The following is a 15,136-nucleotide window of genomic DNA, read 5'->3' as shown; positions in this document are numbered from 1 at the left end:
TTTTCATTCTTATTTTACTGTGTTATTTCTTTTTGTTCAGGCTCTTGGCTTTGCCATTGCCCTTCAGCATGCGGTTATATAAAGACTGGTCGTTCAATACTTCAACGGCAGCCAGAAAACTCTCGTTGGCTTCGTTACGCACACGCAACTGATAGTCCCGTCCTGTATACAGCAGGGTAGCGATGTCCGACTTCAATTCTACTGACAGGCTATTCCGAGCTGCTACATCAGATTTTTCCGGCATCCCCTTATAACGTGCATTGGCCTGTTCCATGATCCTGTCCAGCATCAAGTCATCCACTTTAAAATCCGTATTAAAAGCCTGAAAATCTGGGTATTTCTGTAACAAAGCAGTTCTATGCTGCTGCACAAAATCGAATCCCGCTTTAGTAGTCAGCCCACTGTTCATGATTCGGGCCATCCAATTACTGTATAAATTGGTGTCGATTGGAATAAAGCGGTCTGGCATGATACCACCGCCACCATAAACCGTTTTTTTATTGTTCAGCGTACTAAACTTCAGCGAATCCGGAAAGTTAAAATGTCCCGGTTCTTTCAATTCACCAGAAGCCATTCTACGGTTAAAGTCCTCAAAATAATCAGCCTTCCCCTTTGTATAGGGCTTCTGAATTGATCTTCCTGAAGGGGTATAATACCTTGCGCCTGTCAAGTGTAATACCGAGCCGTCAGTCATTGTTACCGGCTTTTGCATCAATCCTTTGCCAAAACTGCGGCGGCCGATAACAACTGCGCGATCCCAGTCCTGCAATGCGCCAGTTACAATCTCACTCGATGAAGCTGTAGATTCGTCAATCAGCACCACCAAATCGCCTGTCATGAACTGTCCAAAACCACCCGTACCATAATAATCCTTACCTCCATCGTGTCCTACCGAATAAAACACAGTACTTTCCTTAGGTAAAAACTCGTCTGCTACCCCTATAGCCGCCTGTACATATCCGCCACCGTTACCCTGTAGGTCCAGGATCAGTTTTTTCATGCCTTGCGCTTTTAACGCTTTGAGAGCAGCATCGATTTCCCTACGTGTGGATTCACTGAAGATGCCCAGCGAGATGTAGCCAATTTCTTTGCTGGCCATGTAACTAGCGCGGATGGACAGATCTGCTATCTGCTCGCGCATTACTTTGAGCAAAATGGGCTCGGTCATTTCGCCACGCATCAGCTGCAGGCTCACTTCTTTACCCTTCTCCCCACGAAGCATCTTCATCACTTCCTGATTCTTTAAGCCTTTTCCTACTATAGACTGACCATCAATACCCGTGATACGGTCGCCTTGGCGTAATCCTGCCCGTACAGCGGGCCCATCTGGATTTACCGAAGTCACGAAAGTACTGTCATTGATCATTGCAAAGCTGATCCCAATTCCTGCAAAACTACCGCGCATCGCGCTATTCATTGCTTCTGCCTCTTCCCTGCTCACATAGCTGGAATGCGGATCCAGATCGCTGATCATTGCTTTGATGGCCACATCCACAATTTTCTCATCCTGCACAGGGTCCACGTAATTATCCTGGATCAATTTCAATGCTTCCTGCAGCTTCACCTTTGGGTTCATCTGCGCCTGTGCCGACAATATCCATATTGGCGACATTGCGGCTAATAACAATTTATAACTCTTTTTCATCTGCTTAATTTTCTGACCTTATGATCTCAATGGCCATCGACAACTCATCCATAAGCTGACTTGGACTACCTGAATACCCTTCAGAGCTATACCTTACCTCACCATTTTTCACAATAATCTTACGAGGGATACCCGAAGACTGGAACAAGGGAATCAGGCTTTTAAACACTTTATTCTGCTCACCTTTTTCTCCAATGGCATCATGCAACAAATTGAAACGGAAACCTTTGCTCTTTACATAGTCAACTGATTTTTTCTTATAGTCGCCAAACTGCATTGTACCGATCATGTAAACTCCTACCGAAGGATCATTCGCATACTTGTCTATCAATAGTTGCATCCCCGGAAAAGCCATGATACAGGGTCTGCACCAGGTGGCCCAAAAGTCAATCACCACAATCTTGTCTTTCCAATCTGCAGAATTAACCATTTTTCCCTCTGCATTTTCCAAAGAAAAAGGGATCAACGGATGTCTGACCATATTTTCCATTACATGGTGGCGCAAGGCACTTAAGGCATCCGAAGATTTCAATGAGGCCAAATATTTTTCGTAACCTGCTGAATCACCCTTGTGTGCGGAAAGGTAAATTTCCTTCATCTTATCGAACATCAATGGCGTTACCGCACTATTTTTAACGCTTGCCTCCAGTAATGGCTGTATGTCTTTAACCGCTCCAAGTTTCTGCAGCATATATAAATGCAACTCATTCAGTTCTGCATTCGCATACTTCTTTTGTTTAGATAACTGCTGTATATAATCTACGGCCTCCTGGTAAGCCCCACCAGCTTTACATAAAGAAACGTGGGTAAAGATCCGGTCGCTCAGTTGCTGGTCAACATTGTTATTTTCCAGTGAATCATTACCACCAAAATCTTCTCTGTAAGAACCATCATTTTTCAATTTCAATAAATATGGCATGATCTTCCGGCTTAAAGGCAAAAGGGCCTTCTTTTCTTCTTCAGACCCCATCATCTCGGTCCTGGTTAGGTTCCATCGGTAAACTTCATTGGCCGTTTTAAAATCAAAATCGTTGAACAAAGCCAAAAACTTATCGTAAGCCTTTCTCTCAAAATAAGCAGTGCCCAGTGCCCGATAAACAGTATAATAAATATAAGCCTGGGAACCTTTATTTTTACGCCATTCCGCTATTGGAAATGAAACCAGAAACTGCTCCATCGCAGAAGCAAATTTTGCCGGATCTTTTTCCTGCTGCGCCTTTTGAAAACTGATGAACCTGGCGGTGTTTCCTTTGGGGAAACGGTTAAGGATTTCTGATTTCAAAGCCTCAGCTTGCTGACTATCTTTAATAGTAAACTGATAATAACGTTGAATTTCAGACAACTGGTCTTCGTTAAGGACAGCACCTGATATCTGTGCTTCTTTTTTGAGCAATGCAGCCACCCTTGCCCCATCTTTTTCAACGGTAGCGAATGGTTTTAATTCCTGAGATCCGATAAACAGTAATGCTTCTCCCAGGTAATTACCTGGAACAGGTCTATTTTTAGCACCCAATACCTGGCTGTAAAATCCTTTGCCTTCATTATTATCAGCTGCTTCAGGACGTTCAGCACTTCCTTGAAAAAACCTAAAAGCTATAAAGGATACGTCTGCCGGCGGTGTAAGGTTAGCCGTCCAGTTTCCATTAACTTTCTTCAGTTTGACTGGCTGCACTTCCCATTCGGCAGCAGCCTTGTGGAAAAGCGTAGCCATTCCTGATACTTCATCACTAAATTCGAGGTCAGTTCCCTTAGCGTTGTATTGAAGGGAAATCTGCTTTCCAGCTATGGGCAATGCAGGGTTGAGGTTAAGTCGTTTTTTACCATCCTGTCCATAGGTAAATATGGACAGAAGGGCAAAAAAGATGATTAAGCATATTTTTCTCATTTATCTTGGGCTTTGTTGTATTTCTGGATTAAGGTCTAGTACAGCAGGTGCCACAGGGTAGATATACCTGTTACTGCCTGGACTTAAAGTATATTGCTGTCCGAGGAACGTCCGCACATAAGGCTTTGCAAATTCAGGATCTAAGTTCAACCTGCGTTGATCGAACCAACGTAAACCGGTTCCCATAAACTCCCTTCTTCGCTCATTGATGACAGCAGGAAGCAGATCAGCAGGATTGGAAATGGCCAGATCCTGGTAGTTGGCTGCTTTGATTCTTGTTTTTCTAAGTTTATTCAGCAATTCCAATGTTTTAGACACCTCTCCCGCACGTGCGTGTACCTCTGCCCTGATCAATATCATTTCTGGCACTGACAGTCCCGTGTGGCTGGCAAATTCGTTAAACTGCGGGCGGATGTATGCCCTGCCGGGCACTCCAGCAGTCGTACCGGTGAACAGTTCCAACCGTACATCTCCGGTAGTAAACAAGTCGATCAACTCAGGGTTTAGCTGTGAGATGAACCTTCCAGCAGAAAGCCTTGACAAAAGAACCTCTGGATCCTCATGTCTTCTCGGAAAAGTTGCTGTCTTACCAATATAAGTTTCCAACGTTTTTAATGCGCTGTTTATCGCCAGTGATTTATCCGCATATTCTCCCGCAAGTGCAAAGTTTCTCATATACAGGTAGGTTCTGGACAACAACGCATAAGCAGAAACCTTGGCCGCATGCCCGTTATTGGTTCCAGTATTTGGTAAAAAAGGAATCGCTTGCTCCAAATCTGAAATCACCTGATCATAAACCTTCTTCAGATTACTGCGGTCCAGTTTCTGATACAAATCCGGAGTAGTTAGTAATGGGATACCGATCTGGTTTTGTGCTTTGCCCGGATCATAAATTTCGCCATATTGATTGGCCAGCATCAGGTAAGCATAGGCTCTTTGCACCAGCGCTTCTGCATAAATTTCTTTTTTCTGCGCATCGGTACCATTCTGGCTTTCCATTACGCTAAAAAGGATCTCATTACAGGTGTAAATGCTTTTGTAAAGGTTATTCCACCCTATATCAGACTGTGTATCACCATAAAAGGTTGCTCCCCATACATAAGCAGCTTTTATTTCTGCCGCCATAGAATTCTGATGATTTACATCTGTAGTGCCCATGTCGTCATTAGTTACCAAAGGAAGAATATAGGTACCTTCAAAGTTCGACCGGTTATTAACCAGGTACTGAAAGTCTTCTGTATATTTCAAAGTACGCGTACCAAACTGATCTACCTCTACGTATTTTCTGCAGGAAGAGCTGAAAGCCAGAACGAACAGGCCAAAGCAAATTTTATAGGTTAATTTTTTCATTTTAAAATATCTTTAAATACGTCTGGTTAGAACGATGTGTTAATACTGATAAAAAATGTTTTAGCTGGAGCCAGGTTATTGTAACTGCTGCTGGCCATATATTGAGGGTCTATCCCGTATTTATTTTTTACCCAAAGCAGTCCAAGGTTTCTCACGCTGGCGTTAATGGAAGCCGACTTAAACGGCGTGCGTTTCAATAGTTCATTGGTTGCTATATAGCCCAGTGAGATTTGCTGCAGGCGCACATAACTACCACTGATCATTAATATATCAGCATTTTTATACCTGTTTAAACTATTAAAAGTAATGTTTTTCAGGCCGGGTACGTTGGTAAAATTCTCATCACCAGCTTGCTTCCAACGCTGGGCAAGGTCAGAATGCATCCCGATGGCGCCCTGGTAAGGAGAGTAATCCGGATAGCTCTCTACCGACGGTTTTCTGATCACATTGCCCATGGAGTAAGAAATTCTAACTCCCATAGTGAATTGTTTGTACCTGAAATCATTATTAAAACCACCAAAGTAAGGTGCCGTAGCTCTTCCCATGTATACCAGGTCATCCGCAGTCAGCTGATTGTTACCTACGCTTGAATTGAGAATATCCCCGTTTTTATTGTATACCTGCGACTGGCCTTTATCATCCAGTCCGGCCCATCTGTATGCATATATATAATCTACTGGCAGACCTACCGTAGGCAATGATGAACCGATGATATTGCTGGTAGTATTTTTCTTAAGCCTGCTGTCTGTAACTTCGTTTGTATTGTAAGAAAAATTAAAGACCGAACTCCATGAATAATCTTTATGCCTGATTACATTTGCGCGCATTCCCAGCTCAAAACCATGGCTTTTCATGCTCGCGCTGTTGAACATTAAACTGTTCCATCCATAGGTTGAATTATAAGGAAATGTGTATAAAATATCAGCGGTCCTTTTATCATAAGCATCTATATTAAATGCCAAACGGTTATTCAGTATGGCAAAATCTACTCCGAAGTTGAATGATTTCACTTTTTCCCAGGAGATCTGGTTGTTTGCAGGACTTGCAATCTGCGCTGTAGTTTCGTTTGTCAGATTGTCTACACTCGTGTTGAGTGTAACCACATTTCCCGATCCTGTGGGTAGCGTTCCACTTACCCCATAGGTAAGCCTGAAGTTAAGTGCGTTCAGCCAGTTGATGTCTTTCACCAGTGGTTCCAATTTAGCATTCCATTTTAAACCTGCAGACCAAAGTGGTTGGGCACGCTGGTTACGTGAAGCACCTGTTATAGTGAAATCGTCAAAACGTATACTTCCGGAGGCTACATATTTTCCACTTAGAAAAGATAAGCCAATATTAGAATAATAAGACATTGCGCGATTGATATTTTTCCTTAATGTATTATTATAGGATATCGTTGATTGCCAGCCATCAACATTATTATAAGGTACTGTAGGGTTCACAGTTTTATCCTGATAAATATCTTCGTTGAAACCGTAGCGTTGCTGAGTAGAAGACTGGTACCTGTTCTGGCGAATCTCCGCACCAGCAAGGAATGCAATATTTAACAGCCCGCCTACATTGCGGTCAACGTTTACCTGAGACCTCAGGGAGTATTCCCATCCATTATAATTGCTAAGTCCCAGGATACCTCCATAAGGTATACCAGTCACCAATTTTCCGGCGGTATTTACCGTTGTGGCATAGTTCAGCATATCCCTCACACTATAGCTGCCTACCCTATCCACATTGTTGGTTTCTTCAATATTACGCTGCAACATTCCGGAAACTACGAAATTAACGCCCTCGATAATTTTAGTATCTACCCCCATGTTGAAGCGCAGACGGTTAGACTGTGTATTGTAGTCTGTTTGGTCCAGTTCATCAAGCGGTGAATAGCGCCATGATAGGTAGCCTTTGTTCATGAAATCCTGTACTACCTCTTCTCTGTAACGGATAGCCCTGGAAATGTTGTTTCCATTGGCATCCTGCAACAGCTCATAGGGCCGCAAGCCCCTTTGTCCTGTGCCCATGGCATCCAGTGCCGCAGGGTTGTTAACGCTGTTCGAATAGTTATAATTCAGGCCAAAACTCAGGTTTACCCGGTCATTGAACAATTTACTATTCAGATTAGAATTGACAAAGAAACTCTCCGCCTTGTTACCACGAAACACGGGAATATCTTTGGTATAGTTGGTAGACAGATAATAAGTACTTTTATTTGCACCTCCGGATAAAGATAGGTTATACTGTTGTGAAACGGCATTCTGCAAAAGAAGGTCCTTGATCTGGCTTCTGTTATCAATCTGACCCAAGGCTGCCAGTGCAGCGTCGCGTTCTGCTATTGTAGCTGTACCACGATCCACTTTAAACATCCATTCCAAGGCCTCACTCTGAGGGCGGTTAGTGTTGAAAGCTGCCCAACTCGGTTTTACGGCCGGATCGGTGATGAAGCCCAGATCCTTGAGTTCACGCTCCAGGTCAATGTACTGTGCGCTGTTCATTGTCTTAATGTTGTTTAGATCTGAGGGTGCAGAAATGCTCAGGTTGGTACCGAAATTGATCATTGGAGGTGTGTTTCTTCCTTTCTTTGTTTCAATTACAATAACCCCGTTCGCAGCTTGCGCACCCCATATAGAAGCGGCGGCAGCATCTTTTAGCACGGTTATGCTTTCAATATCATCAGGATTAAACCTGCTTAAAATGGCACTCCCGCTGGTACCGTTACCAGAAGCGGTCTTAGATAAAACAGCGCGTCCATCTTCGTTATCCATTACCGGAAATCCGTCGATCACAATAAGGGGACTTGGATTATATCCACTACCGAAGCTATTTCTTCCACGGATGGAAATGGTATTGTTTCGAAGATTCACCTGCAAACCGGGAGTTTCCCCTTCCAGCTTTTCCAATAGATTTACTGAAGGTACTTCCTTAATGTCTTCTTTTGTAATCAAGTCAAAAGAGCCCGTTGCACGCTCTTTCGATATTTTGGCATATCCGGTAGAGACCACCTGAACTTCATTCAGCACATTCTGCTCATTATAAAGCGTAGCATTTACTACATTGCTTTTACCCAAGGCTAACTTTTTTGGTTGCATACCTACGTAAGTAAATACAATGGCATCTGCAGTCCCCAGCAAACGCAGGGTATAACTGCCATCACTGCTACTAATTACACCTTGCCTCACATTCGTTCCCTCCGGAAATACGGTAACACCAACCAGTGGATTGCCTTTTTCGTCAGTGACTTTCCCTGTAACGGTTCTGTAATTGGGCTCGGGTGTATTTTGCCGGGCTGCTTCAAGCTGCTTTTCGTCTTCGCGCGTATCCCTAATGATGGTGTAATAGTTTTCCTGCACATACAGGAAAAGCATTTTATTGGGATACAATATCTTTTTCAATACATTCTCTACGGGTTCAGACTTGGTGAGGGGCAGGTTGAGCCCTACCTTTACGTTATTGACCAGACCTGCCTGGTAAGAAAATTTGGTGCCGTAAGTTTTCTGGATTTCAGCCAGCGCCTTTTGCAGTGTGATCTGCTCCTGTGCCCATGCAGGCTGCGCAAAGGTTACTGTGAGGAACAGTCCCAGAATCATTAGTAGTTTTCTTTTCATTTAGTTTGGGTTTTGTTGGTTGTTAAAAAAATTACTGAGCGTTAGGTCATCTATATCAATGGGTAATCAGCAATTGGTTCTTATCTTTTATAATTTTTACGTTGAATACTTTTTCTACGACAAACAGAATATCTTCTGCACTTCCAGAAGGCACGGTACCGGAAAGTCGCTTTCCAGTCAGATCATCCACATGGAGTGTTACCTTGTAACCGTAAGTATCCTCCAGTATCTCAGCAATATCTTTTAATGTATATCCCTCCACATTGAGTTCTTTCTTTGTCCATGACTGGCTTGCAGCCGCAATTTTCTGCGCTTCCTTTTGGATCTGTGTGCCATCGTAGACAAAAACATCTCCCGGCTTCATGATCCTGGAAAAAGGAGACAAACCTTTTTTCTCAATTCTCAGGCTTCCTTCCAGCAATGCAATTTCCGTCTGCCCGCGCCTGTCTTTAATGTTAAACTTCGTACCAAGTACAGTCAACTCAATGCCATTAACATGTACCTTAAATGAATCTGCTTCCTGAAATCTGTTTTTAAGGGCTACATGTTTTACTGCAAATGAAGCCTCGCCCTCCAGCCATATCTCCCGTGGTCTATCAGAACGCCAGTCACGGATATAATGAATCCGACTGTTGCCGTTCAGTGTTGCAACTGACGCATCGGGAAGTGTGATACTGCGCAATTGCCCATAACCGGATTGGATAACCTGCTTGCCTTGTTGCATCAGTTCTCCAACAGTAAAGTAAATTACCATCATCGCAGCTATTGCAGAAGCCCATCTACCGACACGTTTAAGCGGAAGTTTATAGGTATGTGCGATATGTTCATGTCTTGCAATCCGTTTACTAATCTGCTCCCAAGTGGGTTCGGCACTATTTTTAGGCGTATACACTTTCTGAGCACGCAGCATCAGTATCCACCCTTCCGCTTCTTCCATCGCCTGGGCCTTATCCGGATACTCCGACAATACGTTCTGCCAATGCGTTTTACTGGCTTCTTCGGGATGCAAAACGTAACGGATAAAGTTTTCATCGTCAAAAAAATCCAGCGTACCATAGCTGCTGTAATCAGTTGCTTTCAAGTTGTTCATGATTTGTTAATGTTATATACACACGAGATTCACATTTTACCCCAATCAATTTTATTTTTTTTGAGGGCGGTAAATTATGATCGTAAACGGGTTACTTCCTGGAGAGATCCAGCAGATAAAGTATCACCAGGTAATCAAACCTTGGAAGATGTTGCTTTAGGGCATCGATTGCTCTGTAGAGCAGTTTATAAGTGGCTTTTGTCGAAAGTTGCATCACATCGGCAATTTCGTTGAAGTCCATTTCTTCAAAATAGCGCAAGTGAATAACCTCCCGCTGGCGGGGAGTCATTTTATCAAGTGCGATAGCGAGATTGTGCTGGATCTTTTTTGTTCGTTCTGCACTGATCATACGGTGATCATGACCAAGCTCAATGTTAAATCCGATTCGTTCTTCCGTAGCAGGAAAAGCCATAATCCTTGGCGAATAATCCAATTTTCTAATTAAACGCCGTCTAAAAGCTTTGTAGATATAGTTCTTTACAGAATTTGTCGGATTGATATTTTCCCTATCTACCCAAAGTTTGACAAACAGATCCTGAATCACATCTTCTATAATGTGGTCATCCGGTGTAAACTTATGTCCGTAGTTAAAGAGAAGATTATAATAGGCATTGAATATGACCTTTAACGCATCCTCATCCCCATACCTAAACTCATCCCAGGCCTTTTGTTCACTGGTCATATTATAATTTGCTATTTACAAAAGATTTAAGGAAGAATATTCAAAGATGAAAAAATGTTTGGAGGAACAAATAAAAATCATCAAATAATTATAGATATCCATTCCACAAATCCGAAAAACGCTTACGGAGTATATGTATGAGTAGTTTAACTACTCATCATCTTTCTCTATAAAAGTCTGGGGTTGGATTCAGGGTTTTGTTTTGCCACTGGTGCCAATAAGGATAAATTGGTGGAACAGTACTTGCTTCGTCTAATCTTTTGACCTGCTCTGTGCTAAGATTCCAACCCACTGCGCCTAGGTTTTGCTTCAGTTGTTCTTCGTTTCTGGCTCCGATAATGATACTTGAAACCGTCGGCCTTTGAAGTAACCAGTTCAGGGCCACTTGCGCCATACTTTTGCCGGTTTCTTCCGCCACTTCGCCCAGAGCATCTATTGTATTGTAAAATACGTCCTCTTTTACCACCATTTCTGGTACCGGACTACCGCCTTGAGCTACACGACTTTCTGCTGGAACGGGTTTATCTCGGCCGTATTTTCCACCCAGTCTTCCAGCGGAAAGTGGCGACCAGATAATCGCACCTACTTTCTGATCGAGTCCTAATGGCATAAGTTCCCATTCATACTCCCTGTTAGCCAGGGAATAATACACCTGATGTGCAATGTAACGGTTCCATCCATATTTTTCTGACACCCCTAGTGATTTCATCAAATGCCATCCAGAAAAATTAGATGCGGCAATATAGCGTACTTTCCCACTTTGTATCAGGTCATCAAGGCTGCGCAGGGTTTCTTCGACTGGCGTATTGCCATCAAAGCCGTGCATATGATAAATATCTATATAGTCCGTTCCGAGACGTTTGAGGCTACCTTCTATCTGTTTTAAAATATGAAAACGGGATGAGCCCTGGTTGTTAGGACCGTCCCCAAAGGTGAAAGTTGCTTTTGTGGAAAGCAAGAGTTTATCTCTTTGTTTACCGGCGATTGCCCTACCCAATACTTCTTCAGCCATACCATCCGAATAAATATCTGCAGTATCAAAAAGGTTTACACCAGCATCAAGGCAAATATCAATAAGCCTTTTGGCTTCTTCAGTCTGTGTGCTCCCCCATGCTTTGAAAAACTCATTACCACCACCAAAAGTAGCAGTCCCAAAACTAAGCACTGGCACCTGTAATCCAGATGCGCCTAATTGTCTGTATTCCATTTCTTTTTATTTAAGATTATCAATTTTATCCCTGATCTGTATTCAATACCTTTCTGTTTCAAAAATTGTTTTGTTTTCAGACCATTTTCCTAAATTGACCTAAAAGATTATGTAAATATAAATGGGCACGATTTTGATTGTGCCCATTTTGTACATTATCTTTTCGTTAGTGCGACTTTTAATCCCAGTAATATAAAGACGATCCCTGATAGTTTATTCATAAGGCTTTCGGCCTTCTTACTTCTGTTAAAAAAGCTAGTCGCCTTGCTTCCCAATATAACGAGTAAAGAACACCATATAAAGGTGATGGATAAAATTATTGTGCCTAATAAAAAATATGGCATTGGACTATTTACAGCAGCTACGTTTATGAATTGGGGTAAAAATGCTAAAAAGAAAATGGCAATTTTAGGGTTTAGCACGTCGCTAATAAATGCAGTATAAAACATCATGCGGTTTCCTATAGGCTTTGCAGAAAACGGCAAGTCGTCTTGCGAGGTTTTAGCAGTGAAGGATTTATAGCCTAGATAAATGAGATAAGCAGCACCAATATACTTGACCAGGCTATAGATAAACGCCGACTTTGCCAGGATAATTGATAAACCAAAAGTAGCTGCACAGGTATGAACCATCAAGCCCATGCATACACCAATTACAGAATAAAATCCAGCGATTTTTCCATTGGAAATACTTCTTGTTAGCACCATGATGGTGTCAACACCAGGACTGATTACAACAATAGTAGCTGCAAAAATAAAGGCAGAAATGTTCTCTATGCCATACATGATATTTGATATTTAGGAGTTTACAATCGTAATATCCGAAATATATTATTATTTGCCCAATTCCGTTTCTTTAGATCTGGTCAATTTCCCATTCTTATCCGTTAATTCCAGGTGAAAACGAACTGCTTTATCTAGATCAACCGGCACTGTAAATTCAAATGGATATTCATTTTTATCAATAGTCTTTTCCTTGTTTCCCTTGATCTTGTAGACCAACCTGGCCTTCTTCCATTTTGTATCATCTTCCTGAAGAAATACATAAAGCTTTTGCGCATAAGCACCAAGCTTAAACAATAATGCCTTTGTATCTCCTTCCGGGATACTGATATAATCACTTCTTTGATCTTTTTTCACATTCAGGATCTGATCCTGAAAACCACTACTGATTTTTACGCCCGGGACAGCCAGGGCAGTAATGCCACCAGCTGGAACACTGATCTGAAAAGTACCGTCTTTTAAATTCAAAACTTTCGCTGATGGATATAAAGTCTGAACTCCCGTACTACCTGAAAAATCTACCCGGGAAGCATCGACAGAAACACGAGTGCTGATATCCGCTCCGGATTGGTTCATAAAGGCAAGTAAAAGTGTATCTCCTTTTTTTGCACTGACATAGTTTAAAGCAACATTAGCTGTGTTCAGCAAGCGGGAAGGCATCCAGAGTTGCACATTATTGAACTGAAAGAACCGACCTTTCTTAGCCCCGTAGAACTTATTCTGCAAATAGGCATATCCTTCGATATAATCACTTGGAAAGTCAATCTTGCCCCCACTTTTTACATAAGCATCTGAAACCAGATAATCAACAAACATAGAAGCCATTGGCAGGATATGGTTGTAATGAAAGGAGTTTACGCTCTGATCCTTATGCTCATGGAGCGGAAAATCGGCCTTTTCATAGGCTGTAGTTCTTTCCGTATTGATATGATATCCCGGAAAACTTTCAGAACGGCCAACAATCGAAGCTTTAGCAACTTTCATTAAAAATGGGTCCTTTGTTTGATAGCCTATCCTTAACAACCAGGGTGCATAGGTAGACATAAAAATAGCCCGGTGTCCGGTCGAAGTTCCTGATGATTCAGGTGTAAGTCCCATTTCAGAAAGTCTCCATGCAGGAACTTTTTCTTCGGGATAATACATTTGATGATGTCCTTTTGATTTGAGGTACCAATACATAGGCGCTTTTCCACCTTTATTTACAGTAACCAGATCATTTGGTATAGCTGGCGCCATCCAGGTAAACAAAGTATAATGTCTGGCTCCATCCTGTGCTGCTTCCAGATACCGACGATCAGCAGTAAGTTCATATAACTCTAAAAGAGCGGACCAGTTATTGGTAAAGGTTGGCCAGAAGAAGTTGGAACTAAACAAGGGATCACCAAACTGCTTTAAGCGTGTATCTACTCTTTCTTTCAAATATTTATCTGCCAGGGTCTTGCTTAAACGTAAATAAGCGGAATCGGATGTCAGCTTAAACATAAACATGGCGTTGACCCAGTTGCGGCCTTTCTGCTCTTCATCAAGATTTCTGACACGCGCGGTTCCAAACTCCTTTTTTGCCATCGTGGCATAAAAGGAGTTATTCTTGCCAAAAACATCCGACAATACCTGTAATTCTGATAATGGAGCAATGGGGCCTCTCAATTTCCTGGAAGGGGATTGAATTTTCTGATTACTGTCAATCGCAAAAAGGAACTTTTCGCGCGATAACATAAATTCCATTAAAGGGTAGGCCCTTTTATCAAACATTTCTTTATCATCCCTAACAATAGCCAATTCAAGTGGGTTCAGACTCGAAACATTTTTTACTGCACCAGGCACATCCGTAGCATAAGCAAAGCCTTTTAAGCTATCAATAAACCAGGCATAACGGGTCTTGGAATAATCAATCAGGTTATCCAGAGTTGTATTCATAGAAACGGTAGCGTTGCTGCGATAATCCTTAAATCCAAATACAGTTGTCGCTATTTGTTCATATGTTTTAGTAATGCTCAAGGGTTCAACAATAAGGTTCATCGAGAACTCAAAAGAATGTCCTGCCTTCATCTGGGAATTGAAGCCACCCGGCATAGGGGCGAAAATCTGGGGTTGCAATGCTGATTTGTTATTTAAAAGCGCGATCCCGAACTGACTGTTGGTTAATAGTGGCAAAGGTTGAAAAGGCAAATACCTGGAATCAGCCAATACGCCTATTGAATTATATCCATCATTCACCAAGGTAGTGGGTATTGTCGCCATAAACGATGGCGTAAGGTAAGGCTGCAAAGGAACCCGTTTTTCCGTCCAGATCAGCGGTTGCCATACTTCATCAACATGATCGCTTTTAAAAGAAGGTGCCCCGATATAGCCCACACTATAAAAGCCATTTTTTTTCGGTGTAAACAGAAACTCTATTTTGGGATAAGGCAAACTGCTTTTAACCAGCCAGGCTTTTAGCGTAAACAAAGCTTGCTCCGGAAAGATAAAGTAAATGGAATCTCCAGCACTAACTGTTTTGGTGGCGCTAAGAAAATAGCTTACTCCTGCGTGATAGATATTGGCTGTTCTATCTTGTTTCGCACTTCTTAATATCTTGTCATCAAATCCATCTCCGGCAACACTGGCGTTAACAATTTGCTGATGATAATCAGCCAGACTACTGTCATCAGTTTTCCAGGTGGGAATATTGTAAGATACTTTTTTTAATCCTGAAGGTTTCAACGCAAGTTCAGGATCCTTTTCGTTACAGATCACCACAAAATCTGGCTTAAACAGATAAGTTTTGTCCTTGGAGATAATTTTAACGCCCTTACTATCTGTTACAATTTGCGCATTCGATTTCATACACAAACCAAAGGCAACAAAAAAGCAAATGAATTGAATATACTCTTTTATCTTACGCTGTACTATTTTCATAAAA

General features: G+C 42.1%; 9 protein-coding genes. All 9 read right to left on the bottom strand.

The features are described 5' to 3' along the window. Window positions 1–22 precede the first annotated feature (22 nt). Window positions 23–1,645 carry a S41 family peptidase gene (locus tag BLS35_RS15390; RefSeq protein WP_090782578.1) on the bottom strand — a complete coding sequence of 541 codons (1,623 nt, stop codon included), beginning with the start codon at window positions 1,643–1,645 and terminating at the stop codon, window positions 23–25. A gap of 4 nt (window positions 1,646–1,649) precedes the next feature. Next, window positions 1,650–3,530, bottom strand: coding sequence for a TlpA family protein disulfide reductase (locus tag BLS35_RS15385; RefSeq protein WP_090782575.1), 1,881 nt, complete (start codon window positions 3,528–3,530; stop codon window positions 1,650–1,652). Further along, a complete protein-coding gene (locus BLS35_RS15380; protein ID WP_090782573.1) occupies window positions 3,531–4,880 on the bottom strand; it encodes a RagB/SusD family nutrient uptake outer membrane protein in 1,350 nt (449 codons plus the stop codon). Window positions 4,881–4,906: 26 nt separating this feature from the next. Next, window positions 4,907–8,473: a SusC/RagA family TonB-linked outer membrane protein gene (locus BLS35_RS15375; protein WP_090782571.1), complete on the bottom strand. Its 3,567-nt coding sequence runs from the start codon at window positions 8,471–8,473 to the stop codon at window positions 4,907–4,909. 55 nt (window positions 8,474–8,528) lie between these two features. Next, window positions 8,529–9,563, bottom strand: a complete 1,035-nt coding sequence (locus BLS35_RS15370) for a FecR family protein (RefSeq protein ID WP_090782569.1) — start codon at window positions 9,561–9,563, stop codon at window positions 8,529–8,531. A 91-nt stretch (window positions 9,564–9,654) separates the two neighbouring features. Continuing rightward, the gene (locus tag BLS35_RS15365; RefSeq protein WP_090782567.1) at window positions 9,655–10,245 is read right to left on the bottom strand and encodes an RNA polymerase sigma factor; all 591 of its coding nucleotides are present in this window, start codon (window positions 10,243–10,245) and stop codon (window positions 9,655–9,657) included. 157 nt (window positions 10,246–10,402) lie between these two features. Continuing rightward, a complete protein-coding gene (locus BLS35_RS15360) occupies window positions 10,403–11,452 on the bottom strand; it encodes an aldo/keto reductase (protein WP_090782564.1) in 1,050 nt (349 codons plus the stop codon). A gap of 155 nt (window positions 11,453–11,607) precedes the next feature. Further along, complete coding sequence (locus BLS35_RS15355) at window positions 11,608–12,237, bottom strand: LysE family translocator (protein ID WP_090782562.1); 630 nt, start codon at window positions 12,235–12,237, stop codon at window positions 11,608–11,610. A 48-nt stretch (window positions 12,238–12,285) separates the two neighbouring features. Further along, entirely contained in the window at window positions 12,286–15,132 is a 2,847-nt protein-coding gene (locus tag BLS35_RS15350) for a hypothetical protein (protein WP_254778909.1), read from the bottom strand. Window positions 15,133–15,136: the final 4 nt, after the last annotated feature.

It is taken from the genome of Pedobacter sp. ok626 (assembly GCF_900100435.1).
Classification (GTDB): domain Bacteria; phylum Bacteroidota; class Bacteroidia; order Sphingobacteriales; family Sphingobacteriaceae; genus Pedobacter.
The sequence above is the reverse complement of the archived record's forward strand: the minus strand, read 5'-3'. Positions and strand labels throughout refer to the sequence as shown.

Excerpts from the sequence above, each read along its gene's own strand:
- BLS35_RS15370 (WP_090782569.1), bottom strand. The coding sequence starts at position 9,563 with ATGAACAACTTGAAAGCAACTGATTACAGCAGCTATGGTACGCTGGAT.
- BLS35_RS15385 (WP_090782575.1), bottom strand. The coding sequence starts at position 3,530 with ATGAGAAAAATATGCTTAATCATCTTTTTTGCCCTTCTGTCCATATTT.
- BLS35_RS15350 (WP_254778909.1), bottom strand. The coding sequence starts at position 15,132 with ATGAAAATAGTACAGCGTAAGATAAAAGAGTATATTCAATTCATTTGC.
- BLS35_RS15360 (WP_090782564.1), bottom strand. The coding sequence starts at position 11,452 with ATGGAATACAGACAATTAGGCGCATCTGGATTACAGGTGCCAGTGCTT.
- BLS35_RS15355 (WP_090782562.1), bottom strand. The coding sequence starts at position 12,237 with ATGTATGGCATAGAGAACATTTCTGCCTTTATTTTTGCAGCTACTATT.
- BLS35_RS15390 (WP_090782578.1), bottom strand. The coding sequence starts at position 1,645 with ATGAAAAAGAGTTATAAATTGTTATTAGCCGCAATGTCGCCAATATGG.
- BLS35_RS15380 (WP_090782573.1), bottom strand. The coding sequence starts at position 4,880 with ATGAAAAAATTAACCTATAAAATTTGCTTTGGCCTGTTCGTTCTGGCT.
- BLS35_RS15375 (WP_090782571.1), bottom strand. The coding sequence starts at position 8,473 with ATGAAAAGAAAACTACTAATGATTCTGGGACTGTTCCTCACAGTAACC.
- BLS35_RS15365 (WP_090782567.1), bottom strand. The coding sequence starts at position 10,245 with ATGACCAGTGAACAAAAGGCCTGGGATGAGTTTAGGTATGGGGATGAG.